The organism is Agrobacterium fabrum str. C58 (assembly GCF_000092025.1).
Classification (GTDB): domain Bacteria; phylum Pseudomonadota; class Alphaproteobacteria; order Rhizobiales; family Rhizobiaceae; genus Agrobacterium; species Agrobacterium fabrum.
Map to the genome: position 1 here is coordinate 1,019,430 of NC_003062.2, position 24,268 is coordinate 1,043,697.

23 protein-coding genes are annotated in these 24,268 nt (G+C 59.4%); 15 read left to right on the forward strand and 8 right to left on the reverse strand.

The features are described 5' to 3' along the window. Positions 1 to 34: 34 nt before the first annotated feature. Together ATU_RS05090 and ATU_RS05095 are read right to left on the reverse strand one after the other, a co-directional pair. Positions 35 to 1,534 carry a globin-coupled sensor protein gene (locus tag ATU_RS05090; RefSeq protein WP_010971342.1) on the reverse strand — a complete coding sequence of 500 codons (1,500 nt, stop codon included), beginning with the start codon at positions 1,532 to 1,534 and terminating at the stop codon, positions 35 to 37. A gap of 213 nt (positions 1,535 to 1,747) precedes the next feature. Beyond that, positions 1,748 to 2,317 (reverse strand): LabA-like NYN domain-containing protein, encoded by a 570-nt coding sequence (locus tag ATU_RS05095; protein WP_006311529.1) that lies wholly within the window; start codon positions 2,315 to 2,317, stop codon positions 1,748 to 1,750. A 392-nt stretch (positions 2,318 to 2,709) separates the two neighbouring features. Between ATU_RS05095 and rpoZ the strand changes: the two genes are divergently transcribed. The 11 genes from rpoZ to recO all read left to right on the forward strand — a co-directional run bounded on the left by rpoZ (position 2,710) and on the right by recO (position 11,985). Beyond that, positions 2,710 to 3,099 carry a DNA-directed RNA polymerase subunit omega gene (gene rpoZ, locus ATU_RS05100; RefSeq protein ID WP_006311530.1) on the forward strand — a complete coding sequence of 130 codons (390 nt, stop codon included), beginning with the start codon at positions 2,710 to 2,712 and terminating at the stop codon, positions 3,097 to 3,099. A 132-nt stretch (positions 3,100 to 3,231) separates the two neighbouring features. Then, a complete protein-coding gene (locus ATU_RS05105; RefSeq protein ID WP_010971343.1) occupies positions 3,232 to 5,466 on the forward strand; it encodes a RelA/SpoT family protein in 2,235 nt (744 codons plus the stop codon). Positions 5,467 to 5,662: 196 nt separating this feature from the next. Next, positions 5,663 to 5,809: a hypothetical protein gene (locus ATU_RS05110; RefSeq protein ID WP_035214828.1), complete on the forward strand. Its 147-nt coding sequence runs from the start codon at positions 5,663 to 5,665 to the stop codon at positions 5,807 to 5,809. A 267-nt stretch (positions 5,810 to 6,076) separates the two neighbouring features. Next, the gene (locus ATU_RS05115) at positions 6,077 to 6,655 is read left to right on the forward strand and encodes a DUF2062 domain-containing protein (protein ID WP_010971344.1); all 579 of its coding nucleotides are present in this window, start codon (positions 6,077 to 6,079) and stop codon (positions 6,653 to 6,655) included. Continuing rightward, positions 6,652 to 7,056, forward strand: a complete 405-nt coding sequence (gene acpS / locus ATU_RS05120) for a holo-ACP synthase (protein WP_010971345.1) — start codon at positions 6,652 to 6,654, stop codon at positions 7,054 to 7,056. The genes ATU_RS05115 and acpS overlap by 4 nt, the downstream gene beginning before the upstream one ends. 206 nt (positions 7,057 to 7,262) lie before the next feature. Next, on the forward strand, positions 7,263 to 8,009 hold the full coding sequence (gene lepB, locus ATU_RS05125) for a signal peptidase I (RefSeq protein WP_006311536.1): 747 nt from the start codon (positions 7,263 to 7,265) through the stop codon (positions 8,007 to 8,009). Beyond that, positions 8,006 to 8,725, forward strand: coding sequence for a ribonuclease III (gene rnc, locus ATU_RS05130; RefSeq protein ID WP_010971346.1), 720 nt, complete (start codon positions 8,006 to 8,008; stop codon positions 8,723 to 8,725). The genes lepB and rnc overlap by 4 nt, the downstream gene beginning before the upstream one ends. 74 nt (positions 8,726 to 8,799) lie before the next feature. Further along, entirely contained in the window at positions 8,800 to 9,750 is a 951-nt protein-coding gene (gene era, locus ATU_RS05135; protein WP_006311538.1) for a GTPase Era, read from the forward strand. Between the two features lie 148 nt (positions 9,751 to 9,898). Continuing rightward, positions 9,899 to 10,651, forward strand: a complete 753-nt coding sequence (locus tag ATU_RS05140; protein ID WP_006311539.1) for a Crp/Fnr family transcriptional regulator — start codon at positions 9,899 to 9,901, stop codon at positions 10,649 to 10,651. A gap of 135 nt (positions 10,652 to 10,786) precedes the next feature. Next, complete coding sequence (locus ATU_RS05145) at positions 10,787 to 11,164, forward strand: response regulator (RefSeq protein ID WP_010971348.1); 378 nt, start codon at positions 10,787 to 10,789, stop codon at positions 11,162 to 11,164. 56 nt (positions 11,165 to 11,220) lie between these two features. Next, the gene (recO, locus tag ATU_RS05150; protein ID WP_010971349.1) at positions 11,221 to 11,985 is read left to right on the forward strand and encodes a DNA repair protein RecO; all 765 of its coding nucleotides are present in this window, start codon (positions 11,221 to 11,223) and stop codon (positions 11,983 to 11,985) included. Positions 11,986 to 12,039: 54 nt separating this feature from the next. On the opposite strand, the gene ATU_RS05155 is transcribed toward recO, so the two are convergent. Then, positions 12,040 to 13,254, reverse strand: a complete 1,215-nt coding sequence (locus tag ATU_RS05155; protein ID WP_035256756.1) for an MFS transporter — start codon at positions 13,252 to 13,254, stop codon at positions 12,040 to 12,042. Positions 13,255 to 13,418: 164 nt separating this feature from the next. Between ATU_RS05155 and ATU_RS05160 the strand changes: the two genes are divergently transcribed. Then, complete coding sequence (locus ATU_RS05160; RefSeq protein ID WP_010971351.1) at positions 13,419 to 14,153, forward strand: class I SAM-dependent methyltransferase; 735 nt, start codon at positions 13,419 to 13,421, stop codon at positions 14,151 to 14,153. A 209-nt stretch (positions 14,154 to 14,362) separates the two neighbouring features. Here the strand turns inward: ATU_RS05160 and ATU_RS05165 are convergent, their stop codons facing one another. The 4 genes from ATU_RS05165 to ATU_RS05180 form a co-directional block, all read right to left on the reverse strand. Beyond that, positions 14,363 to 15,205, reverse strand: coding sequence for an MOSC domain-containing protein (locus ATU_RS05165; RefSeq protein ID WP_010971352.1), 843 nt, complete (start codon positions 15,203 to 15,205; stop codon positions 14,363 to 14,365). Positions 15,206 to 15,216: 11 nt separating this feature from the next. After that, positions 15,217 to 15,861 carry an HD domain-containing protein gene (locus ATU_RS05170; protein WP_010971353.1) on the reverse strand — a complete coding sequence of 215 codons (645 nt, stop codon included), beginning with the start codon at positions 15,859 to 15,861 and terminating at the stop codon, positions 15,217 to 15,219. Next, a complete protein-coding gene (locus tag ATU_RS05175) occupies positions 15,858 to 18,629 on the reverse strand; it encodes a DUF2339 domain-containing protein (protein ID WP_035256467.1) in 2,772 nt (923 codons plus the stop codon). Before ATU_RS05175 ends, ATU_RS05170 begins: the two co-directional genes overlap by 4 nt. 132 nt (positions 18,630 to 18,761) lie before the next feature. Beyond that, on the reverse strand, positions 18,762 to 20,321 hold the full coding sequence (locus tag ATU_RS05180) for a VOC family protein (protein ID WP_010971355.1): 1,560 nt from the start codon (positions 20,319 to 20,321) through the stop codon (positions 18,762 to 18,764). Between the two features lie 291 nt (positions 20,322 to 20,612). Here ATU_RS05180 and ATU_RS05185 point away from each other — a divergent pair, with 291 nt between their 5' ends. The 3 genes from ATU_RS05185 (at position 20,613) to ATU_RS05195 (ending at position 23,510) form a co-directional block, all read left to right on the forward strand. Next, complete coding sequence (locus tag ATU_RS05185) at positions 20,613 to 21,656, forward strand: ABC transporter substrate-binding protein (protein ID WP_010971356.1); 1,044 nt, start codon at positions 20,613 to 20,615, stop codon at positions 21,654 to 21,656. Between the two features lie 250 nt (positions 21,657 to 21,906). Beyond that, on the forward strand, positions 21,907 to 22,695 hold the full coding sequence (locus ATU_RS05190; protein ID WP_035256469.1) for an ABC transporter ATP-binding protein: 789 nt from the start codon (positions 21,907 to 21,909) through the stop codon (positions 22,693 to 22,695). Further along, positions 22,692 to 23,510 carry an ABC transporter permease gene (locus ATU_RS05195; RefSeq protein WP_010971358.1) on the forward strand — a complete coding sequence of 273 codons (819 nt, stop codon included), beginning with the start codon at positions 22,692 to 22,694 and terminating at the stop codon, positions 23,508 to 23,510. Before ATU_RS05190 ends, ATU_RS05195 begins: the two co-directional genes overlap by 4 nt. Positions 23,511 to 23,561: 51 nt before the next feature. Here the strand turns inward: ATU_RS05195 and ATU_RS05200 are convergent, their stop codons facing one another. Then, on the reverse strand, positions 23,562 to 24,245 hold the full coding sequence (locus ATU_RS05200; RefSeq protein WP_010971359.1) for a ZinT family metal-binding protein: 684 nt from the start codon (positions 24,243 to 24,245) through the stop codon (positions 23,562 to 23,564). Between the last annotated feature and the right edge of the window lie 23 nt (positions 24,246 to 24,268).

Below are 24,268 nucleotides of genomic sequence, written 5' to 3' on the forward strand. Positions count from 1 at the left end.
CGCAATGACGAGGGAAATGCGCCTCTGTTGTCTTTCAAGCAGCCCGATAGGTCCGCTCCACATGCGCCCGCGTTGCCGAAACGCTGAACCGGCTCACAAGCGCCGCCAGATTGGCGCTGACATCGCTCAGATTATGCGTGGCCGCATTGGTTTCTTCCACCATCGCCGCGTTCTTCTGGGTCAGATTGTCCATGCTGTTGATCGCCGCACTGATTTCCTGAATGCCGACCGACTGTTCCTGCGCCGCTTTGGTTAGCGAGGTAATGTGATCCTTGATGTGATCGACCTTGTTACCGATCGTATTCAAGGATTCGCCCGTCTTGTTGACCAGCGAAACGCCCTGCGTCACATCCTCGGAAGACTTGGCAATCAGCGTCTTGATTTCCTTGGCGGCGTTGGCGGAGCGCTGCGCGAGCTCGCGCACTTCCTGGGCGACGACGGCGAAACCCTTGCCGGCCTCACCGGCGCGTGCGGCTTCCACGCCGGCATTCAGCGCCAGAAGATTGGTCTGGAATGAAATCTCGTCGATGACGGAAATGATCTGGGTGATCTTCTGCGACGATTCCTCGATCGCGCCCATCGCCTTCACCGCATCCGTCACCACATCGCGCGAGCGCGCCGCCTCCACGGCCGAGCTTTCGACGATGGCCTTGGCCTCTTCGGAACGCTGCGCCGAGAGTTTGGAAATGGTGGTGATTTCCTCGACGGCGGCGGCGGTTTCCTCCAGCGCGGCGGCCTGCTGCTCCGTGCGGCGGGCCATGTCGTCGGTCGCGGCGGTCAGCTCACGCGTGTTGCCGGAAATCTTGTTGGCCTCTTCGACGATCTGCGCAAAGGCGCCGGAGAGATTGCCGACCGCGGCATTGAAATTGGCGATCAGCCCTTCGAATTGCGGCGCGGTCTTTTCGGCGATGCTGGAGGTGAGATCGCCATTGGCCAGCCGGTCGAGAGCGTTGTTGAGCAGCTCGAGAACGTGATCCTGCTCCTTCTTCATCTGCGCCTGCTCGGCCTCCACCTTTTGCCGTTCGGTGGCGAGCACGTCGAGATAGACGGAGATCGAATAATCCATGTCGAGAAGGGCGGCCTTGATGGTGGCGGAGAGGGCGTCCTTCACCTTCTTCGCCTTCTTTTCCATGAAAAGGCCTTTCAATTCGGACTCGATCACCGCCTTGACGATGCCGTCGAGCATCAGGGCATAACCGCCGATGTACCATCTCGGCTCCAGCCCCAGCCTTGCATGGGTGCGGCCGATGGCGGTCACCGCATTGGTGTAATCCTCGTTGAACGTGCCGGAGGCGATCCTGGACCAATGTTTGAGCTGCATGCTCTTGGCGTGGTGGATATGGGCCTCGCTGGAGAAAAACTTCGCGGTCTCTGGCACCGCGCGAACCTTTGTATAAAAACGATCGAGAGACGCATCGAGTGAACCGGTGATCACACCCTTCATATCTGAAAGATTTTGCCGCTCACCGTGGCCAAGCCCCAGAAAATTCAGTCGTTCATCAAGTTGTCGGTCGGTTTTTGCTTGGCCGTGCATGTCTAGTCATCCTGCTCTGACACCCCAATTCATGTCGCTGGTGTCTTTGCGTGATTTAGACACGTCTAAAATTAACCAAGATATAATTTCGACTGGCCGGATTTGATGTTTGTTAAGTTTAAATGCAAATTTTACTCCGGCCGTCGGCACAAACAAAAACGCGCCCGTTTTTCAACGGACGCGTTTTAAAAGTCAGCGGTGCCTGAACCGGTATCAGACCGTCTCCGGACCTTCAGCGTGACGCACAGGGCGCTCGCTCGGATCGCGCCCGATTTCGGCCTTCAGTGTCATCAGATCGATGAAGTGGTCAGCCTGGCGGCGCAGGTCGTCGGCGATCATGGCGGGCTGTGTGGCCATGGTTGAAACAACGGAGACCTTGCGGCCCTTGCGCTGCAGCGCGTCCACCAGCGTGGTGAAATCGCCGTCGCCCGAGAACAGAACCAGGTGATCGACCGTCTCGGACTGTTCCATGGCATCGACTGCGAGTTCGATATCCATGTTGCCCTTGATCTTGCGGCGGCCGAGCGCGTCGGTGAATTCCTTCGCCGGCTTCGTCACGACCTTGTAGCCGTTATAGTCCAGCCAGTCGATCAGCGGACGGATCGAGGAATATTCCTGATCCTCGATAAGCGCGGTGTAATAATAGGCGCGCAGCAGATAGCCACGCTTCTGAAACGCCTTCAGAAGCTTGCGATAGTCGATATCGAACCCCAGGCTTTTCGATGCTGCATAAAGATTGGCTCCGTCTATGAAGAGCGCAATTTTCTCCCGTGGATCGAACATTCCATCCCATTCCTTTTTTTGGAAAGGCCATTATCTGGCTTTTATTTCCGGTCGCAAATGCAAAAAATCATGTGGTATCAACGAATTTTACGGTGCGCCGTTGCGTTTTAAGTAAGGTAACTTCACCCGTATTCCAAGACAATTCTTCTAGACATTTTGTTCATCAGACGCCAAACAAGGGCAATAAGGTGCCAAAAGACGCCAAAGACAGGAAAAACTTGAATTCCGCGGCCAATGGCTGTATCGGAAGCTGGAAGGCTTCGTCGCGAGGAATCCCAAGCGTTTTTCGCAAGGCACGAAGCGCAGATTCAATAGGTTAGAGCATCCCTTGTGCATCCCAAAGAAAGCACGGCGCTCTGATCCACGACATTACGACTCGCAAAGGACAGGCAATGGCCCGCGTCACAGTTGAAGATTGCATTGATAAAGTAGACAACCGTTTCGAGCTGGTGCTTCTCGCGAGCCACCGTGCGCGCCAGATTTCTCAAGGGTCCTCCATCACGGTTGACCGCGACAACGACAAGAACCCTGTCGTGGCGCTGCGCGAAATCGCCGACGAGACCCTGTCTCCCGACGACCTGAAGGAAGACCTCATCCATTCGCTGCAGAAGCATGTGGAAGTGGACGAGCCCGAGCCCGATCCGGTCACGCTCGCCGCCTCCGCTGCCGATGGCGAAGACGATGATCAGCCGGAAACCGTTACTTTCGACCAGATGTCGGAAGAAGAACTGCTGGCCGGTATCGAAGGCCTTGTGCCGCCGGAAAAAAATGACGACTATTGATCCGGTTTTATGATGCCTTTGGCAGGCGGTGGTTACCGTCTGTCAATAGTTGCCGTCATAATCTGATCCCTATTGATGCAGCATTGTGCGCCGACCCCAAGGTTGGCGCGCTTTCTTTTTGTGGAATATCGCATGATGCGGCAATACGAACTCGTCGAGCGGGTTCAAAAATATAAACCGGATGCGAATGAGGCCCTGCTGAACAAGGCCTATGTTTACGCGATGCAGAAACATGGCCAGCAGAAGCGGGCCAATGGCGACCCCTATATCTCGCATCCGCTTGAAGTTGCCGCGATCCTCACCGAAATGCATCTCGACGAATCGACCATCGCGGTGGCGTTGCTGCACGATACGATCGAGGACACCACCGCCACCCGCGCTGAAATCGATGAACTCTTCGGCGAAGACATCGGCCGGCTGGTGGAGGGGCTCACCAAGCTCAAGAAGCTCGATCTCGTCACCCGCAAGGCGAAGCAGGCGGAAAACCTGCGCAAGCTGCTGCTCGCCATTTCTGACGACGTGCGCGTTCTTCTGGTCAAGCTCGCCGACCGCCTGCACAATATGCGTACCATGGAATATATGCCGGCCGACAAGCGCAGCCGCATTTCCGAGGAGACGATGGAAATCTATGCGCCGCTCGCCGGCCGCATGGGTATGCAGGATATGCGCGACGAGCTGGAGGACCTGTCCTTCCGTTATCTCAATCCGGAAGCCTATGAGACGGTGACCAACCGCCTGCTGGAACTGGAAACGCGCAATGAAGGCCTCATCAAGAAGATCGAGGATGAGCTGCGCGAACTTCTGGTGGCCAACGGGTTGCTCGGCACCCACGTCAAGGGACGTCAGAAAAAGCCCTATTCGGTGTTCCGCAAGATGCAGTCGAAGTCGCTCTCCTTCGAACAGCTTTCCGATGTTTACGGTTTCCGAATTCTGGTGGACGATATTCCCGGCTGCTACCGGGCGCTGGGCATCGTGCACACCCGCTGGCGCGTGGTACCGGGCCGCTTCAAGGACTATATCTCCACCCCGAAGCAGAACGATTATCGCTCCATCCACACCACCATCGTCGGCCCGTCGCGCCAGCGTATCGAGCTCCAGATCCGCACCAAGCGCATGCATGAGATCGCCGAATTCGGCATCGCCGCCCATGCGCTCTACAAGGATGGTGAAAACGGGGAGGGCGATCTGCTTTCGAAAGAAAGCAATGCCTATTCCTGGCTGCGCCACACCATCGAATCGCTGGCCGAAGGCGACAGCCCGGAAGAGTTCCTGGAGCATACCAAGCTCGAACTGTTCCAGGACCAGGTGTTCTGCTTCACGCCCAAGGGCAAGCTGATTGCCCTGCCGCGGGGCGCGACCCCCATCGATTTCGCCTATGCGGTGCACACCAATATCGGTGACACCACCGTCGGCGCGAAGATCAACGGGCGGATCATGCCGCTCGTGACCCGGCTCAACAATGGCGACGAGGTGGAGATCATCCGATCCGGCGTGCAGGTGCCGCCCGCGGCCTGGGAAGAGGTTGTGGTGACGGGCAAGGCCCGCTCGGCCATTCGCCGCGCCACCCGCATGGCCATCCGCAAGCAATATTCCGGCCTCGGTTACCGTATTCTCGAGCGAACCTTCGAACGCGCCGGCAAGGCATTCTCGCGTGAAGCTTTGAAACCCGTGTTGCATCGCCTGGCGCAGAAGGATGTGGAAGATGCCATCGCCGCCGTCGGTCGCGGTGAGGTCTCGTCGCTCGATGTGCTGCGTGCGGTGTTCCCGGATTATCAGGACGAGCGCGTGACAGTGAAGATGACCGGCGACGACGGCTGGTTCAACATGCGCAGCGCTTCCGGCATGGTCTTCAAGATTCCCGGTAAGTCGCGCTCCGTTCTGGAGGACGATGGCGCCGCCGAGATGCTGGACGGACCCGACCCGCTGCCCATCCGTGGCCTCTCCGGCAATGTCGACGTGCATTTCAGTGCCGCCGGCGCCGTTCCCGGTGACCGCATTGTCGGCATCATGGAAAAAGGCAAGGGTATCACCATCTATCCCATTCAGGCGCCGGCGCTGCAACGCTTCGACGACGAACCGGAACGCTGGATCGATGTGCGCTGGGATCTGGACGAGGCGAACAAGTCGCGCTTCATGGCGCGGGTGATGATCAATGCGCTGAACGAGCCGGGGACGCTTGCCTCGGTGGCGCAATCGATCGCGACGCTAGATGTCAACATCCGCGGGCTCAACATGGTCCGCATCGGCACTGACTTCTCAGAGCTGGCGCTGGATGTCGAAGTATGGGATTTGCGGCAACTGAACCAGTTGCTGTCGCAGCTCAAGGATCTCGATTGCGTGTCGACTGTCGCGCGTGCCTTCGATTGAGGCATTTTTGATCTTCTGCAAATACCAAAAGGCCGTTGTTATGCGTCGAGTGCATGGCAGCGGCCTTTTCCTGTCTCTGGTCGTTGATGGGGTTTGCGATTATCTTCCTTTCAGAAATTGAAAACGGAAAACGCGGCGTGCCGGTGGTCCTACACCGATGAGAAACGCCATTTCCAAACTGAAAGGACATGAAATCATGTTTACTCCGCTTCGCAAGATCGCCCGTGCCGTTCGTGGCAAGACCACCCAGGAACGCGAATTCGATTATCTCAGCGGCTCCGTGTCGAATGTCGACCTCGAGTTCCGCCAGCGCGAAATCGACCGAGGCCTGTTCCGCCGGTAATGCGCTCAGCGCATGGCAGCCCTTCGCCATGCGTATGTGGTTCACGAGTTTCGCAGCCATTGTGACGCGGTCTCGTGCTCTGCCAGAAAAACAATGCGGATGCGCACCAACAAGCGCGCATCCATGACGGGAGCATCCTTCTTACTCCCGTTCCGCGGAACATTCCGGCTCAACGCCGGAACGACGGCGAGAAGAATGTCCGGCAAAAGTTCTTTGCCGTCTACCAACCTCTTGGCGCGGCCCGGGCGATGAAATAAACTGCACCCCATGCCATTTCGTCGCCGTGAACCCGTTGGTTTTTCAGAGAAGATTCGTGACCTCTTCTGGCCGCGCACGGGTTTTTCCCGTTCGCTGCGCTATATGAAGCTGCGTCTGCTCAGGCTTTCCGCTTCTCCCCATTCGGTTGCCGCCGGTGTCGCCATCGGTGTGGGCGTGGCGTGGACACCCTTTCTCGGTGTCCACATCGTCATCGCCATGGCGCTCGGTTTCCTCCTGCGCGTCAATCTCGTGGCAGCCGCGCTCGGCACCACCTTCGCCAATCCGCTGACATTTCCGTTTATCTGGGCATCCACCTGGGAACTGGGCCACTTCATCCTCGGCCGGCAGAAGACGGCAAGTGTGGGGCATGTGGATTTCGTTGCGCTGTTCAGCCATCTCGAATTCCGGCAGATATGGACGCCGGTTCTGGAACCCATGACCATCGGCGCGGTCTTTCCCGCCGCCATCAGCGCTGTCATTACCTATATCGCCGTCTACGGCCTCATCAGCGGCTTCCAGCGGCGCAAGATGGAAAATCTCGCCCACCGCGCCGCCAATAAGAATGCTTCTCTGGAGATGTTGAAATGATCATTGGATTGGGCAGCGACCTGATCGACATCCGCCGCGTCGAAAAGTCGATCGAGCGTTTCGGCGAACGTTTCACGCATCGCTGTTTCACCGATATAGAGCGCGCCAAATCCGATGGCCGTAAAAACCGCGCCGCGTCTTACGCCAAGCGTTTCGCCGCCAAGGAAGCCTGTTCCAAGGCGCTTGGAACGGGGCTTGCGAACGGCGTTTTCTGGAAGGATATGGGCGTCGTTAATCTGCCGGGCGGCAAACCGACCATGATCCTCACCAACGGGGCAGGGGCGAGGCTGGCGGCCATGCTGCCCGCCGGTCACCGCGCCAATATCCATCTGACGATCACGGACGACTTTCCCTATGCTCAGGCATTTGTGATCATCGAGGCGCTTCCCGTGAATGGGTAAGGCGCGCTGCCGCCGTAAAGGCGCTCTATTTGCAGAGGTGTCACAGAAGCGCTTCCCTTCGGGCTGGAAAGGTTCTAGAGAAGTCGCAGAAATATGAAAGCGTTGCCGGCTGCGTGAAACAGCATCACCCGCCGCAGGCGCGATAAGCAACGGCCCGGGAGCTTCTGAAATCGAAGGAGCCGGGGAACAATCAGGCAGGTCTATAAGTGTCCGAAAAAGCTGAGAAGAAGCAGAACGCCCTCTGGGAGAACGTCAAGGTCATCATTCAGGCGCTGCTGCTGGCAATGGTCATCCGCACCGTGCTGTTTCAGCCCTTCACGATCCCGTCAGGCTCGATGATGCCGACACTTCTGGTTGGCGATTATCTGTTCGTCAACAAGTTCTCCTACGGCTATTCGAAATATTCGCTGCCCTTTTCGCCGAACCTCTTTTCCGGCCGCATCCTCGAATTCAGCAAGCCGAAGCGCGGCGATGTCGTGGTCTTCCGCCTGCCGCCCAATCCTGAAGTGGATTACATCAAGCGTCTCGTCGGCTTGCCCGGTGACCGCGTGCAGGTGACGAACGGCGTGCTGTTCATCAACGGCCAGCCGGTTCCGAAGCAGCCCGATGGCACCTTCACCTCCGATTATCGGGCCGATCCGGGCACCAATGTGCCGGTCTTCCGCGAAACGCTAGACAATGGCGTCACTTACGACACGCTCGACCAGTCGCCCGACTCACGCGGCGACAACACCCGCGAATTCGTGGTGCCCGAAGGCCATTATTTCATGATGGGCGACAACAGAGATAATTCGCTCGACAGCCGTTTCGACGTCGGTTTCGTACCGGAAGAAAACCTGATCGGCCGCGCCAGCGTCATCTTCTTCTCGCTGGGCAATGACACGCCGTTCAGCCGCATTTGGGAATGGCCTGCCAACATGCGTTGGGACCGCCTGTTCAAGGTTGTGGGATGAGCAAGACCAAGCCGCTTTCCGCGGACGAAATTTCCCGTCTGGAAGCGTTGATCGGATATGAATTCAAGGAAAAGGCCCGGCTCGACCGGGCCTTGACCCATGCCAGCGCCCGTTCCGCCGCCGCCGGAAATTACGAGCGGCTCGAATTTCTGGGCGACCGCGTTCTCGGTCTCTGCGTCGCCGAACTGCTGTTTTCCACCTTCCGTAATGCCAGCGAAGGCGAATTGTCCGTCCGGCTGAACCAGCTTGTCAGCGCTGAATCCTGCGCCGCAATCGGCGACGAAATGGGCCTGCATAATTTCATTCGCACTGGATCAGATGTGAAGAAGCTGACCGGCAAGGCGATGCTGAACGTGCGCGCCGATGTGGTCGAAAGCCTGATCGCCACCCTCTATCTGGATGGCGGGCTGGAAGCGTCGCGCAAATTCATTCTGAAATATTGGCAGGGCCGCGCAACCAGCGTGGATGCCGGGCGGCGTGACGCCAAGACCGAATTGCAGGAATGGGCGCATGCCCGATTTGCGGCGACGCCCGCTTACCGGGTTGACGATCGCTCCGGACCGGATCACGATCCCAGCTTCACCGTGACGGTGGAAATTCCCGGCGTGAAGCCGGAAACCGGCGTTGAGCGCTCCAAGCGCGCGGCCGAACAGGTGGCGGCAACCAGATTGCTGGAACGCGAAGGCGTCTGGCGGAAAAGCCCCACCGGAAACTGAGCACCCGACGACAGGGTGCTGCAACCGAGCGCATGGCGGACCCTTTGGCCGCATGTTGAATACCTCTGACCTTGATGGATATCATGACCGATCACGAAAATCCCGCCGTAACGGGCGAAGACAATGCCCTTCCGACCCGTTCCGGTTTCGTCGCCCTCATCGGCCCGACCAATGCTGGAAAATCGACGCTGGTGAACCGGCTGGTGGGCGCCAAAGTCTCGATCGTCAGCCACAAGGTGCAGACGACGCGCGCGGTCATGCGCGGCATCGCCATTCACAAGAATGCGCAGATCGTTTTCATGGACACGCCCGGCATCTTCAAGCCGCGCCGCAGGCTCGACCGCGCCATGGTCACTTCGGCTTGGGGTGGTGCGAAGGATGCGGATCTCATTCTGCTGCTGATCGACAGCGAGCGCGGCCTGAAGGGTGATGCCGAGGCCATTCTCGAAGGGCTGAAGGATGTTCCGCAGAAGAAAATCCTGTGCCTCAACAAGATCGACCAGGTGAAGCGCGAAGACCTTCTGAAGCTCGCCGCCGCCGCCAACGAAAAGGTCGCGTTTGATCGCACCTTCATGATTTCCGCCACCAACGGTTCGGGCTGCGAAGACCTGATGGATTATCTGGTGGAGACCCTGCCGGAAGGCCCGTGGTATTATCCGGAAGACCAGATTTCCGATCTGCCGATGCGCCAGCTCGCCGCCGAAATCACCCGCGAAAAACTCTTCCTGCGCCTGCATCAGGAACTTCCCTATGCCTCGCATGTCGAGACGGAAAAGTGGGAAGAGCGCAAGGATGGCTCCGTGCGCATCGAGCAGGTGATCTATGTCGAGCGCGACAGCCAGAAGAAGATCGCGCTCGGCAAGAACGGCGATGCGATCAAGGCGATCTCCACCGCCTCGCGCAAGGAGCTGTCAGAAATCCTCGAGCAGCCGGTGCATCTCTTCCTGTTCGTGAAGGTCCGCGAGAACTGGGGCGACGACCCCGAGCGCTTCCGTGAAATGGGTCTGGAATTCCCGCGGGGTTAACGCACGCTCGGTTTTCCCCGGCACCTCATTCCTGTGACAAGCGCAGGAATGAGGTGGGAATATCTTCGTCTACCACCGGGAACCGAACACGTTCGGGCCGGTTGTTCCAAAACAATTGGGCGCAACCTTTTTTTGATGATGGATATTCATGTCGCCAAAAAAACCGAACGGAATTTCCACTACCCCGTGCCAGCAATGTCCCTTGCGCGACCTGCCGCATTTCCGGGACTTTTCCTCCTCCGAACTCGATTTTGTTTCCCGTTTCAAGACGGGGGAACTCGCAGTGGAAAGCGGCTCTGTCATTCTGATGGAGGGCTCACACAGCGCTCATCTTTATACTGTCCTGCATGGCTGGGCTTTCCGATACAAGACGCTGGAGGACGGGCGCCGACAGATCCTCAATTATGTGATGCCGGGCGACCTTGTTGGCCTTCAGGGCACGGTGATGGGGGAAATGGAGCACTCCGTCGAAGCGCTGTCGCCGGTCACGCTCTGCGTCTTCGAGCGCTCCCGCCTCAATAATCTCTTCACTGATCATCCAACGCTCGCATTTGACCTGACATGGATTGCGGCAAGCGAAGAACGCATGCTCGACAATCACCTCCTCAGCATCGGGCGTCGCACTGCCATCGAACGTGCCGCCTATCTCATTGCCTTCCTTTATCGCAAGGCCAAAGCAGCCAATTTGCTGCCTGGTGAAACACCGATCCCCGTCACCCAGCAGCATGTCGCCGACACACTCGGTCTTTCGATCGTCCACACCAATAAGACCCTGAGAAAGCTGGTCGATCGCGGCCTCATTCGCTGGATTGACAAGGGTTGCCTGGTGCTGGACGAGGCAGGCTTGAGCCATGTGGCGGGCTGGGAAAGCGACGAAAAGCGGCAAAGGCCGTTCATCTGATTGTTTTACGACATGTCTTTTTTAAATGACGGTGAGGCCGCAATTTGCGACTGCTGTGATCATATCTCCCGCGAGAATTATACTGGAGACTGCTTTTTTTTAGCCATGCGGTCTCGTCATTAGGATGAAAAAATTATGGTGCCACAACGGGTTATCGTCGTTGAGGATGAATATCTGGTGGCGCTTGATGTTGAAGCGGTTCTCCAGTCCATGGGTGTCGAATCGATCATCATCGCCACGACGCTTGCCCAGGCAAGACAGGTCGTTGAACAGGATGGTGCCGATTGCGTGCTTCTCGATGTCAGCCTTTCCGACGGCAAGAGCTACGATTTTGCGCGTCAGCTGCGGATGGCGGGAATTCCCTTCGGTTTCGTCAGCGGTTACGGCGACACGACGGGGTTTCCCGATGATCTCTTGCATTCGCCTCTGCTCGGCAAGCCCTTCGGGGAAACGGAAATCATGGATTTTGTTCTTAGACTCGTCGGCATGCCGCGCGACGCCGTAAAAGAATAACGTTTCGCCGCCAGATCGGTTATGATCGGGCTTGAATCGAAATTCGGACAGGTTTCATGCAGTGGCAGGATGAGGCGATCATTCTCGGCGTTAAACGCCATGGCGAGACGAGTGTCATCGCCGAGGTGATGACCCCTTCGCGCGGCCGCCATCTGGGCATGGTGCGCTCCGGCCGATCCCGCACCATGCAGCCGGTGCTGCAGGCCGGAAACCGGGTGGACGTCATCTGGCGCGCCCGCCTGCACGATCATCTCGGTGAATTCCGTATCGAACCGCTGCAATTGCGCGCAGGGCAGCTGATGGAGACGGCAACAGCCGTATATGGCGTGCAGGCTATGGGCGCTTTGCTCAGGCTTCTGCCGGAGCGTGACCCGCATCCGCATCTTTACCAGGCGCTCGATGTCATTCTCGACAATCTCCACGATCCCGTCGATGCCGGCGAACTGTTCGTGCGCTTCGAACTGGCGGTGCTGAACGATCTCGGTTTCGGCCTCGACCTCAGCGAATGTGCGGCGACGGGGCTGCGCAGCGATCTCATCTATGTCTCGCCAAAGACGGGCAGGGCGGTCTGCCGCACGGCGGGCGCCCCCTATGCGGCAAGGATGCTTGCGCTTCCCGCCTTTCTCGGCGAAGGCCAGTCGAAGGCTGCCGATCCCGAAAGCCTCGCGGCGGCGTTCCGGCTGACCGACCATTTCCTCCACCGGCATGTTTACGATCCGCGCGGCCTCAATGAAAACGCCGCCCGCGACGGTTTCGTGCAGGCGGCGCTGAAGGCGCTGGAGCGAAAGGCTGAGCCGCCCGCTCTCGATAAAGCGGTCTAGAGCATTTCCAGGAAAAGTGGACCCCGGTTTTCCGTCAGGAAATGCGCTCCAGTCTCATGCCATAACCGGCCTTGGTGCCGGTCGCTCCTGAATGGGCCAGTGCACGATGGCCGCAAAAATCCCCATGCCAACGCCGAGCCACCAGACGATATCGTAGGTGCCGAACCGGTCATAAAGGAAGCCACCCAGCCAGACGCCTAGGAACGAGCCGATCTGGTGGGTGAGGAAAACCACGCCGCCCAGCATGCCGAGGTGACGGGTGCCGAACATGATCGCCACCAGCGCATTGGTGGGCGGCACGGTGGAAAGCCACAGAATGCCCATGAAGGAGGCGAAGAGGATGACCGAAAGCGGCGATTGCGGCAGCAGCAGGAAGGCCGTGACCACGACCGAGCGGGCAATATAGATATAGGCGAGCAGATAGGGTTTCGAATAACGCTGGGCGATAACCCCGGCGGCAAGCGACCCAATGATGTTGAAGAAGCCGATCAGCGCCATGGCGATGACCGCGTAACGTGGTTCTATGCCGATATCGCCGAGATAGGCCGGGAAATGTGCTGTTATGAAGGCCACCTGAAAACCGCAGACGAAGAAACCGGTGGTCAGAAGCAGATAGCTCTTGTGGCCAAGCGCCTCCTTCAGCGCTTCGCCCACCGTCTGCTGAAACTGCGCCTGCGACTGGCTGCCGGAGGAGGAATTGCCGCGCATCGGCCATGCCAGCAGCGGAACGAGCACCATCATGGCAGCCAGCCAGACGAGGCTGTCCGACCATCCATAGGCGGAAATCAGCCCTTGGCTGATAGGTGCAAACAGGAACATGCCGGCCGAACCCGCCGCCGTACCGATGCCGAAGGCAAGCGAGCGCTGCTGCGGCGTGACATGGCGCGCGAAGGCGGAAAGAATGACGCTGAAGGAACCGGCGGCAATGCCAAGCCCGACAAGCACGCCGCCGCCAAAATGCAGCCAGAAGGGCGAGGTGCCGAAGGACATGCAGACGAGACCTGCGGCATAAAGAATGCCTGACAGAACGAGCACGCGGCCCGTGCCGTATTTATCCGCAATCGCGCCGAAGAACGGCTGGCCAAGACCCCAGAACAGGTTCTGCAAAGCCATGGCAAGACCGAAGGTGGAACGATCCCAGCCGGTATCGGCAAGCATCGGTAACTGGAAGAACCCCATGGCCGAACGGGGACCGAAGGTCATGACCGCAATCAGCGACCCGGCTGCGATGATCAGCCAGGGCATGGTCTGGCGTGTGGCTTGCGACATGAACATTCCCCCATCGCAGCGCGCACCCAAAAAAAAGGGCCATGGCTTGCTGCGGATTCCTCTATGATGGGATGAATATTATCTTTTGTCAGGCTGTCCCACTAGCGACTTTTCTTGACGGCCATTATTCATGGCATTGATGGAATACGGTCGGAGCGACGACGATGAAACAGAATATCTACGACGACGCAGGATTTTTCGAACGTTATAGCGCCATGCCGCGTTCCATCGAGGGTTTGCGCCAGGCCGGCGAATGGCATGAGCTGCGCGCCATGTTGCCGGACCTGAAAGGCAGGTCTTTTCTCGATCTCGGTTGCGGTTTCGGCTGGCATTGTCGTTATGCGGCGGAGCAGGGGGCGGCCCGCATTGTCGGCGTCGATCTCTCGGAAAACATGCTGCGCCGCGCTGCCGAAATCAATGGCGGGCCGGGCATCGATTATCGCCGGGCGGCGATCGAAGACATCGATTTTCCGCGGGAGAGTTTCGATGTGGTGCTGAGTTCGCTCGCGCTCCACTACGTCCGTGATCTCGACGCGGCATTCGCAAAGATTTTCGCTGTGCTGAAGGCGGGCGGCGATTTCGTGTTTTCCATTGAGCATCCGGTCTTCACGGCGCTGGAAAAACAGGACTGGTTTTATGGCGAGGGTGGCGAAATCCTGCACTGGCCGCTCGACAACTACCAGAACGAGGGCGTGCGCCACTCCAACTGGATGGCGGATGATGTAGTCAAATATCACCGCACCGTGTCAGGCATTCTCAATGGCTTGCTGTCTGCCGGTTTTGCCCTGACGCAGCTGGCGGAACCACGGCCTGATCCGGCTTTGATGGCCGAGCGGCCAGAACTGAAGCACGAGGATCGCCGCCCGATCTTTCTGATTGTCGGGGCGAAGAAGCCGTGACTTGAGACTCCGCATCGCATTTGCGGGTGTGAAACAATGATGGAGATCGGCGCGTCCAGCCCAAGTCCTTGGGCTGAAAATAGTCTCTCCGCCGCGCCGACGCGCGTCGGCTGGATTCCTGTGACGAGCACAGGAATGAGGGAGAGAGGGTGTGCCATCTATGAGAACATGAAGCCTGCTGCGGGTCCCGTTAGAACCAAGCCGCCTGCCTACCGCCGCTTGATCGCCCAGCCCTCCGGCCGTTCCTCGACCACTCTTGCTACATCGCCGACGGACAGCCTGCCTTCTCCGCGCGGCGTCACATTCCAGCCGAACAGTGGACCCGGCACGCGCCGGTCGCCGGACATGCGAATGCGGCCCATGGCTTTCATGGGGGAGGGCACGTCGCGGGAGCCGGTCATCTGGTCCTGCGTGGTCATGATGCAGCGGGCGCAGGGTTTGACGAGATCGAAACGAATGCCGCCGATCTCGATGGCAGCCCAGCGGTCCTCCGCCCAGGCCTCTTCCGTCTCCAGCACGATATTCGGCCGGAACCGCTCCATGCCCACGGCGTCTTCGCCATTTCCGCGCATGTTGTCGTTGAGTGCGGCAAGCGAGGCGGTGGTGGTGACGAGGATCTGGTAGCCATCCGCAAAGGTGACGGGTGTCTCATTGCCCGTCCATTCAAGGCTTGCGATGCGTTTTGCGGCATCGTCAAAGAATACCAGCTTCACCTCGCGCCCAAGCCAGGCCGAGAGTGTGTCGTTGGTTTCATCATCGGCGATATTGGCGCTGACGATTGATTTCCACACCGCCACATCCATACGCTGCCCGGAGGGTCTTGCGAAAATCTCGCCGCTCCTCTCGCGCGAAAGCGCCATGCCGCCATCCTCATGCCGCGCCAGCACGGTGGCGATGGCGGGCAACTCGCGCTGGGTGATGAAATGGCCGGAAGGGTCGGTCAGCATGGCGCGGCGGTCTCCCGGCAGGCCTTCGGCCGAAACGGCGCTTTCCTTAAGCGCAATGCCGCGCGCGCTCTTCAGCGGATAGATGTTGAGTTCGGTCACAAGCATCTTCGATATCCTCAAATCTCGTCGAGAAACAGGTCGAGCACCTGTTTCAGCCGCTCATGGCGGGCTTTGGCCATCTGCCGCCCGGTTTCGGTGCGGAAGCCATCGGCCAGTTTGAATAGCTTGGTTTCGAAATGGTCGATGGCAAAGGCGCGATCATCAAGCGGTCGCTCCTTCGCCAGCGGATCGGCCGGATCGTAAAGCGCCGAGCCCATGCGCCCGGCAATATAAAAGCAGCGGGCCGCCCCCACCATGCCGATGGCATCCAGCCGGTCGGCATCCTGAAGGATTTTTGCCTCCAGTGTCTGCGGCTCGATATTGGCGGAAAAGCTGTGGGTGGTGATGGCATGCGCGGCGGCATCGATATCCTGCTTCTGCCAGCCGAGCCCCGCCAGAATGCCTGATGCTTTTTCCGCCGCAAGCCTTGAGGCCTGTGCCCGCAAGGGCGAGTTCTTCTCCACCGCCACGCAATCATGCAGCAGCACGCTTGCCGCCAGCACATTGCCATCGCCGCCTTCGCCCGCATGGATGCGCATGGCGTTGCGGAAGACGCGGTGAATATGGGCAAGGTCGTGCGAGCCGTCGCCGGTATCGGCGGCGTGCGGTATCAGGTCCTGCGCAAGCGCCGCATGGGGTGCGAAAGCCTCGGCCGCGATCATGCCTGCGGCTTCCGGGTCAGGATTTTCTGGTAGAACAGGCCGATGCCGATCAGCACCGCACCGAGGCCGATGAAGGACAGGGCTCTCAGCACACCTTCAAGGTTGCTCATGTCGATGAGGAAGGCTTTGGCAACCGAGATCAGCACGAAGGCGGCCGATGCCAGACGCAGGCTGCGGGCATTAAAGCGCGAACCGAGCACGAGCAGCAGCACGCCGATCAGCAGCCAGACCACCGAATAGCTGTAGGTCTCGCCCTGCATAAAGCCTTTCCAGTCGGCAATGTTTTCACCCTGCCAGAAACGGCGCACCGAAAGTGTGGCCCAGGCGAAGCCGAGTGCTGCACCCGCCACCGCCAGCATGCTGACATAGGGCGGCGGACGTTTTCCCCGCGCATAATAGGCAAGGCCACCATAAGCGAGCGCCGGCAACAGGTAACCGATCAGCAGCAGGTTGAGGACCGGGATGCGACCGGTATTTTCGCCGGTGAAATAGGGATTGAGCGTGAAGAAATGCATCGTCAGCACGTTGATGACGGCGATCACGCCGGCAATCATCGAGCCGTAACGGAAGACGGGGCTAGGGCTTTTGAGATCGAGCGTCATCAGCACGCCAGAAAAACCGATGGTCAGCAGCGTGTAGATCGACTGTTCGCCGAGCGTCGGCACGCTGTTGTCAAGTGTGCCGCCATTCATCGCGTGGCGGATGAGGATGGCGACTGCCAGAAGACCCATGACGCTGGCAATCGCCTGCAGGAAGTTCTTGGCCCTTACTCCCGGCCAATCACGCAGCAGCCAGGCAGAGGCGACGGCCAACAGTGCCGGAATGCCATAACCCGGCAGAAGCGCGTTGAAGACCGGCGTGGTGCCAAGGTTCTGTGGCCCGACGATGGTGGGTTCCCAGGCGATGCGGCCGAGAACGGCAACGCTGGCCACCGCCATCACCCAGGGCAGCACCTCCCACTTGCGGTAACGGCTGGCCAGCACATAGGCAAAGCCGATGACGGAAAGCAGAACGGTTGTCACAAGCCCTTCCGTCAGCGTGTGCAGGCTGAGCGCGAAGGCGGCAAAGGAACCCAGCACGAGAATGTTGAGCGGTTTGCGATAGGCCTCATCGTTCTGCCGGTGCAGCCATTCGGCACCTGCAAGCAGCACGAAGCCAAGCCCGAGGCCATAGGCCGCGTGCAGCCAGTCTCGGCCGAGATTGCCATATTCGACGAAGCTTGCCGTGGCGAGCCAGACCGGGAAAAGTGCTGCGATACCGGCCCAGAGCTGGGCGAAATCCGCATCTTCGGCGCCCTTGCGTTTGAGGAAGGAGAAGGCACACAGCACCAGGATCACGCCGAGGCCGAGCGCCATGGCGATTTCCGCGGTGTAGCCTGTTCCGACGGGCGGTAGCGTCACGCCGGTATCATTGATGAGACCAATGAAGTCGATGCCCTGCCGTGACATCAGCGACACCGCCGTCTGGGCGCCGAGCGCGGCGATGATCGCGGGCCAGACAGCATAGTGGCGGGCGGCGCCAAGGGCGGCAAGTGCAGCGATGAGCGCCGAAACGATCAGGGCCGGATGGGTGTCGACGCTGCCCTCGGCAAAGAGGAAGCCGATGGCCGGCAGGATCACGGCCATGGATACCGTGAGATTGATGGCGAGCGACGGGCGCAGCAGAAGCCGCATGATGCGGACCGCGCGCCGCTCGGAAGCTGCTGTTTCGGCAACTTGCGCAGGCGGAGTGTCGAGTTGCTTTCCGGGCCACAGGAAGATCGTGCCGGCCAACATGACGAGCAGGGCAAGCGTCGGCGGTTCGGCACTGATCGTATCGGAAAAACCGATATAACCCAGCGCCCAGAGACCGATGCCGGCATTGGCAAGCGATGGAACCACCGTCCAGCCCTGCCGGCGCGCTGCCGCTGCGGTCGCCAGCCACGAGATCGTCAGGAACACGAAAAGCGCCCAGATATTTGGCTTTTCGCTGGAAATCAGCGCCGGAGTCAGCATCGAACCGAGAAGGCCGAGACCGGCCAGCGCCTGTCCGTGCAGAAGCGATAGTCCGATGGTGGCAAAGGCGACAAGCCCAAGCAGGATGAAAGCCGTTCCAGATCCGATATAATCGTAAATGCCATAGGCCGCGTAGACCACGCCGAACAGCGTCAACGCGCCGGCTGCCGTCAGCACGCCCGGTATCATCGCGTTGGAATAAGCGGTGGCAATGCCCGGCACCGCCTTGCGGCGGATCGCCTCGCCGGCAAGCCCGAGAACGAGACCGAAAATGGCGGCGAGCGAAAGCCTGACCGCCGGGCTCAAGAGCCCCGATTCGATTGAATATTTGACGAGGAAAATGCCGCCAAGCGCCAGCGCCAGACCACCCGCCCAGACCGCCCAACGGGCGCCGAGCAGGCTTTCAAAGCTCTCCTTCGCTGCCGGTGTTTCGACAATCGCCGCGGCAGGCGCAGGCTGTGCTTCTTCGCGTGCGACTTCTTCCGGTGCTGCCGTGGCTACCGTTTCGCCGGGCTCGGATGCTTCTTCAGCTTGGAAGGCTGTTGCTTCCGGTGCGGCTTCGCTTTCCGCTTCCGCTGAGAAATCCGGTTTTTCCGCTGCTTCCGCGCCCTCTGCCTGCGTCATCGCCGGAGCGACCACACCCGCGGCCATCAGCCGCTTGAGGCTGTGAACCTCCCGTTCCAGAGACTTGATTCGGCCTGAGTTGCGGATGCTCGCGACCAGCGTGTAGATGAAGGCCGCGACGAGGGCAAGGATAAACAGCGGGATTTCCAAACGGACTCTCCAATTACGAAGCTGTTTTTAAAGCCCTTTTGGTGAATTTATGCAAGGCCCGGTTGATGGAGGTGTGGGTAACGGGGAGAGCGAGCGAGTGCCACTCGTGGGTGACACCCGAACCGCCTCGTATCAGGACGCATCCGACAGCCAGCGCCGTGCTGCTTCGAGATCGGGAAGCCCCAATTCGTGTCCATCCTCGACCGTTTCCACCTCAGCCCTCGCGCCGCTTGCCGTAAGTCTGCCTTGCAGCTCGCTTGCCCCGTCGCGGTATTTGTCGCGTTCTCCCGCAACGAGCACGAAATTGCGGCCGGAAAGATCGCTCTGCGGCCATGTTTCAAGAACCGGCATCGGGCGGTAGAGCAGGGCGTCGCCGGCAAGCTCCGGATAAAGCGCGGCAAAGGCCGCATAGAAGTTCGCGCCATTGGAATGGCCGATGAACCGCAGTTTCGAGCGATCGAGACCATAGGCGCGGATTGCCCCTTCCACGAAGGCGGCAAAGGCCTCCGCTTCCAAGAGGATATCCTTCTGGTCGAAGCTGAAATCGGGGAAGCGCCGGAACCAGCGGGCGATGTCTTCTTCCGTGCTGCGTCCGCGCACGCCGAGAAGGGTAGCGCCGGGGGCCGCCCGGTGCGCCAGCGGCATCAGGCTCGTTTCGCTGCCGCCGGAACCGTGCAGCAGGATGATGGTGCTGCCGTCAGGCTCCTCCGGCGTGTAGAAACGGTGCACGAAGGGCAGGTCGCGATAAACGATCCGCTCTTCGCCCGGCATCGCAAATTGCGGCAGGGCAACGCGTACATCCGCTTCATCCTTCATGAACAGCGGTGGAATGAACAGTTCTTCGCCAAGCGTCGCCAGCGGCTCGTCCACCGTCATGCCGGGCGCATCGGTCGCCATTTCAATCAGCACGCCGCCCGGTTCGCGGACGTAGAGCGAGTGGAAATATTTCCGGTCATGGGCATTGGTGGTGCTGGAATTCAGCGATTTCAAGCCGGTGAGAACCGTGTTCAGCTCATCCATGTCCTTCGCACGGAAGGCGATGTGGTCGACTGTGCCGGTGCCGGGCGCGCTGGACCAGAAGCCGGTCGCGTCGCGCACATCGATGATGTCGCCGCTATCGGAAACGAGCCGGCGGATCGCGCCCGCCTGGCTTTCCTGCCGGTAACCGAAGTGTTTTTCCAGAAACGCCACGGTTTCTTCCGGCACCTCGCTCAGCATGGTTGCGCCATAGATTCGGCAAATGGCGTCTTCGGCGGAGATATCGGCCGTCACATGCGGCGTCGCATCGGCAAAGGCATGGGTGCCGACCAGCTTGACAATCAGGCCATCAGGGTCTTTCAACCGAATGACGGGCGCGCCGAATTCATCCGACGGTCCCTCGGCGCGCAGGCCGAATTTCAGCGCCCGTGTCAGCCAGAATCCGATCGCCGCGGGATCGATCGCCACGGAAATTTCCAGCGTCTGCCCGTAACCGACGCGGCCCTGGCCGCCATCTTCCCAGACCAGAAAGGTCAATAGCGAGCCGGGAGAGCCAATATCGTCGCCGTAAAGCAGGTGCAGCTGCATGGCGTCTTCGAAGCCGGCCGTGCGCTTGACCAGCCGCAGCCCCAGAAAGCCGGCGTAAAAATCCACATTCGCCTGCACCTTCCGGGTGATCATGGTGATGTGGTGTATGCCAAGTGCAGAATTCATGTCGCCGTCCCGCCGTTTCGCCTGCTGTTTGTGGCCCTATTTGTCCCAAGCTGCCCCTGATCCGCAACCCCGGCAAATGAGAACGATGTGTTCTCCGTGTGAACGATATTTCCGCACCTTCGTTGCACGCGGGATGGGCAGAATTGCCAGCAGTTTGCCTGTGTATCGATCATCTATGCATATAAAATAAGCATACAAAATAACGGCTATTTTGTATGCAATTTTATCTTGCCTTGAGGGTTGGAATTGGGTCTTATGCAACCAATCAAGCAAAACCATCAGGGGGAATAGATGATTTTAACGCGCAGGTTGTTGTCCAGAACGTTGGCGATTGCCGCGATCGGTGCGGTCGCTGGCTTTTCGCTGCCGGCGACGGGTGCTTATGCTGAAACGCCGGTGAAATTCACGCTCGACTGGAAATTCGAGGGACCGGCCGCCGGTTTCCTGCTGGCGCTCGACAAGGGCTACTTCAAGGCCGAAGGCCTCGATGTCACCATCGACAGCGGCAACGGCTCGGTCGAGGCGATCCCGCGTGTTGCGACCGGTGCCTATCAGATGGGTTTTGGCGATATCAACTCGGTGATGAAGTTCCTCGACGAGGATCCGAGCCAGAAGATCAAGGCCGTTTATATGGTCTATGAGCGCCCGACTTTCGCGGTGGTCGGCCGCAAATCGCTCGGCGTCACCGGCGATCCGAAATCGCTGGAAGGCAAGAAGCTCGGCGCACCGCCGCCGGATGGCGCCTTCGCGCAATGGCCGGCCTTCAAGCAGGTGGCGGGCCTCGATGACAGCAAGATCAAGATCGAATCGATCGGTTTTCCCGTGCGTGAACCGATGCTCGCCAAGGGCGATGTCGATGCCGTTTTCGGTTTTGCCTTTTCCGTCATTCTCAATCTCAAGAAACAGGGCATTGCCGATGACGATATCTCGACCATTCTGATGGCCGAGCACGGCTTGAATCTCTATGGCAATGCGGTGCTGGTAAATACTGATTTTGCTGAGAAAAATCCTGAAGCCGTCAAGGGTTTCCTGAAAGCACTGGCCAAGGGCTTTGCCGACTCGGTCAAGACGCCGGAAGAGGGCGTGGCGGCGGTGTTGAAGCGCAACGAGACGCTCGACAGCGCCATCGAGCTGGAACGCCTCAACATGGCCAACAGCATGAATATCAAGACGCCCTACGTGGTGGAGAACGGCATGGGCGGCGTCGATCCGGCCCGGCTTGCCGCCTCTCTGGATACACTCAAGGTTTCCATGGGCCTGAAGGGCAACGTCAAGGCCGAGCAGGTCTTCGATGCGGCCTACCTGCCGCCCAAGGAAGAACGCATGCTTCCCTGAAGAGGATTGTAGCGCGAGTGGGTGCGGCCTGCTTCTTCTCCCCGCCGGGGAGAAGTCCGCGGCAGCGGGATGAGGGGGCAAGCTCTCCTGACGTCTCTGCCGTTGCCCCTCATCTAACCTTTCGGGCCACCTTCTCCCCGGCGGGGAGAAGAAACTGGCGGCGATGCCGAGTACGGCCGCTGCCTTTGAAAATGGGCAGGAAAACGAAGGCCGTAAGCGCCCATTCCTGCCGAAGACATAGGGGACTTCGTTGTCACATCTCGTGGAAATAGACAGTGTCGACATGCGTTACGGCGGCTCTGCCGGCACGCTTGCCGTCTCCGGCCTGAACCTGGCGGTCGACAAGGGTGAATTCGCGGCGGTCGTCGGCCCGTCGGGCTGCGGTAAGTCCACGCTGATGAAGCTGGTGACAGGGCTGCATATTCCGCAGAGGGGCAATGTCATCGTCGCCGGACGGCAGGTCACCGAACCCGTCTCCATCGTCGGCATGGCGTTTCAGAACCCGACGATGCTGCCCTGGCGCACGACGCTGGAAAACATCCTGCTGCCGCTCGAAATCGTTGAGAAACACCGTCGCCGGCTGCGCGCCCACAAGGCGAGCTATGTCGCGAAAGCCGAGCGTCTTCTGGAAATCGTCGGCTTGAAGGGGTTTGGCTCCAAATACCCTTGGCAGCTTTCCGGCGGCATGCAGCAGCGCGCCAATCTCTGCCGGGCCCTGATCCACGAACCGGAACTTCTGATGCTTGACGAGCCTTTCGGCGCGCTCGATGCCTTCACCCGCGAAGAGCTGTGGTGCGTCATCCGCGATCTGCATGCCGCGCAGCGCGTCACCATCATTCTCGTGACCCATGATCTGCGCGAAGCGACCTTTCTGGCGGACAAGATTTTCGTCATGAGCGCAAGGCCCGGCCGGGTGTTGGCGGAACACCGCGTGCCGTTCGCCCGTCCGCGCCAGCTCGATATCATGTATGACAAGGGTTTCAACGACATGGTGCAGGAACTGCATGGCGAAATCGCGCAGGCGAGGGTGGCGGCATGAGCGCGATCATGGAAAGCTCTGTGGCGGCCGAACCGCGCAAGCCGCTGATTGAGCGGGTCAACTGGGTGAAGGCTGCGCCATGGCTTTATACGCTGGCGCTTTTCGCATTGTGGGAACTGCTCGTTTATGCGTTGAAAATGCCGCCAACTATTCTGCCGTCGCCGATCAGGGTCGGGCAGGTCATCGTGCAATATTGGTCGCCGATCTGGAAAAATTCGTTGCAGACGCTCTACACCACGACACTGGGTTTTGCCATTGCCGTCGCCGCCGGTCTCGCTATCGGCCTGTTCATCGGCTGGTCGAAGACCATCTATGCGGGTCTTTATCCGCTGATGATCGGTTTTAACGCCATTCCGAAGGTGGCGCTGGTGCCCATCCTCGTCATCTGGTTCGGCATCGGCACCGTTCCCGCCGTTCTGACCGCCTTCCTGATTTCCTTCTTTCCCATCGTCGTCAATGTCGCCACCGGGCTCGCCACCATCGAGCCGGAGACCGAAGACGTGTTGCGCGCACTCGGCGCAAAGAAGATGGACATCATGCTGAAGGTCGGCATTCCGCGATCCATGCCCTATTTCTTCGGGTCGCTGAAAATCGCCATCACGCTCGCCTTCGTCGGCTCGGTCGTCTCGGAAACCGTCGCCTCCAATTACGGCCTCGGCAATATGATGAGTTCGGCGCAGAGCCAGTTTAACGTGCCGCTGGTCTTTGCAGGCCTGCTGATGCTCGCGGTGGAGGGTATTGCCATGTATGCGGTCATGGCCTGGCTTGAAAAGCGCATGACCGGCTGGGCCCATCGTTCGACCATGGGGCAGTGAGAGATGCAGCACGGGCGCAAAAAACACCCATGCTGACCATGGGGTGCAAAATTAATGCGCCGCCATTTCCTCAACGATGTCAGCGCCGTCCATTAGGAAGGGGTAATAGGTCGGCCAATTGGTGACTTCGTCCATAAGCGCCTTGCGGTCGTTGCCCCAATAAAGATGATAATGTCCGGCCTTCTTCGGTGCGATGGTGTGGTCGCTAAACTGGATGAACTGCGGTGCGGCCTCGTCGCCGGCGGTTTTCTTGAAGATGTAACGAACGCCGCGGTTGCCCTTCTTGTAGGTTAAAATCTCCTGGCCGTCGCTGACATAGGTGCCCTTGGTCGGCTTGCCTTCCTTATAAAAGGTAACGCTGTCGGGCGCGATCACGATGCGGTTGACATCGGTCTTGTAGCCGATTTCGTAATAGGCGCGGTATTCTGCGGCGGTCTTGTCGCCATGAGCTGCCTTTTCAGCCATGACGGAATCCAGCGAACCGTTCAGCAGGTAAGGATAGACCGACTGCCAGTCGCCTTCCCAGTCCGTCAGCGGGCGCGGCTTTACCTGCGCATCTTCGAAATATCCCTTGTAAATCTGCTTTTCAGCCTCGGTCATCTGGCTGTGGTCATGACCATGGTTATGGCTGTGGGCAGCGGGTTTGTCGCCGCCGGCAGCCGTTGCCGCGGCAGCCGCCACCAGCATGGAACCAAGTGCGAGCGCGCCGGTGACGCGGGTCAGTGTCTTCTGCATTGTTTCGGCCCTCTTCAGTCTGC

Coding starts and splice junctions, on each gene's coding strand:
- ATU_RS05155 (WP_035256756.1), bottom strand. CDS start 13,254: ATGTCGCAAGCCACACGCCAGACCATGCCCTGGCTGATCATCGCAGCC.
- ATU_RS05140 (WP_006311539.1), top strand. CDS start 9,899: ATGTCGCCAAAAAAACCGAACGGAATTTCCACTACCCCGTGCCAGCAA.
- ATU_RS05200 (WP_010971359.1), bottom strand. CDS start 24,245: ATGCAGAAGACACTGACCCGCGTCACCGGCGCGCTCGCACTTGGTTCC.
- ATU_RS05185 (WP_010971356.1), top strand. CDS start 20,613: ATGATTTTAACGCGCAGGTTGTTGTCCAGAACGTTGGCGATTGCCGCG.
- ATU_RS05090 (WP_010971342.1), bottom strand. CDS start 1,534: ATGCACGGCCAAGCAAAAACCGACCGACAACTTGATGAACGACTGAAT.
- ATU_RS05105 (WP_010971343.1), top strand. CDS start 3,232: ATGATGCGGCAATACGAACTCGTCGAGCGGGTTCAAAAATATAAACCG.
- recO (WP_010971349.1), top strand. CDS start 11,221: ATGCAGTGGCAGGATGAGGCGATCATTCTCGGCGTTAAACGCCATGGC.
- era (WP_006311538.1), top strand. CDS start 8,800: ATGGATATCATGACCGATCACGAAAATCCCGCCGTAACGGGCGAAGAC.
- rnc (WP_010971346.1), top strand. CDS start 8,006: ATGAGCAAGACCAAGCCGCTTTCCGCGGACGAAATTTCCCGTCTGGAA.
- ATU_RS05160 (WP_010971351.1), top strand. CDS start 13,419: ATGAAACAGAATATCTACGACGACGCAGGATTTTTCGAACGTTATAGC.
- rpoZ (WP_006311530.1), top strand. CDS start 2,710: ATGGCCCGCGTCACAGTTGAAGATTGCATTGATAAAGTAGACAACCGT.
- acpS (WP_010971345.1), top strand. CDS start 6,652: ATGATCATTGGATTGGGCAGCGACCTGATCGACATCCGCCGCGTCGAA.
- ATU_RS05095 (WP_006311529.1), bottom strand. CDS start 2,317: ATGTTCGATCCACGGGAGAAAATTGCGCTCTTCATAGACGGAGCCAAT.
- ATU_RS05145 (WP_010971348.1), top strand. CDS start 10,787: ATGGTGCCACAACGGGTTATCGTCGTTGAGGATGAATATCTGGTGGCG.
- ATU_RS05195 (WP_010971358.1), top strand. CDS start 22,692: ATGAGCGCGATCATGGAAAGCTCTGTGGCGGCCGAACCGCGCAAGCCG.
- ATU_RS05180 (WP_010971355.1), bottom strand. CDS start 20,321: ATGAATTCTGCACTTGGCATACACCACATCACCATGATCACCCGGAAG.
- ATU_RS05165 (WP_010971352.1), bottom strand. CDS start 15,205: ATGCTTGTGACCGAACTCAACATCTATCCGCTGAAGAGCGCGCGCGGC.
- ATU_RS05170 (WP_010971353.1), bottom strand. CDS start 15,861: ATGATCGCGGCCGAGGCTTTCGCACCCCATGCGGCGCTTGCGCAGGAC.
- ATU_RS05110 (WP_035214828.1), top strand. CDS start 5,663: ATGTTTACTCCGCTTCGCAAGATCGCCCGTGCCGTTCGTGGCAAGACC.
- ATU_RS05115 (WP_010971344.1), top strand. CDS start 6,077: ATGCCATTTCGTCGCCGTGAACCCGTTGGTTTTTCAGAGAAGATTCGT.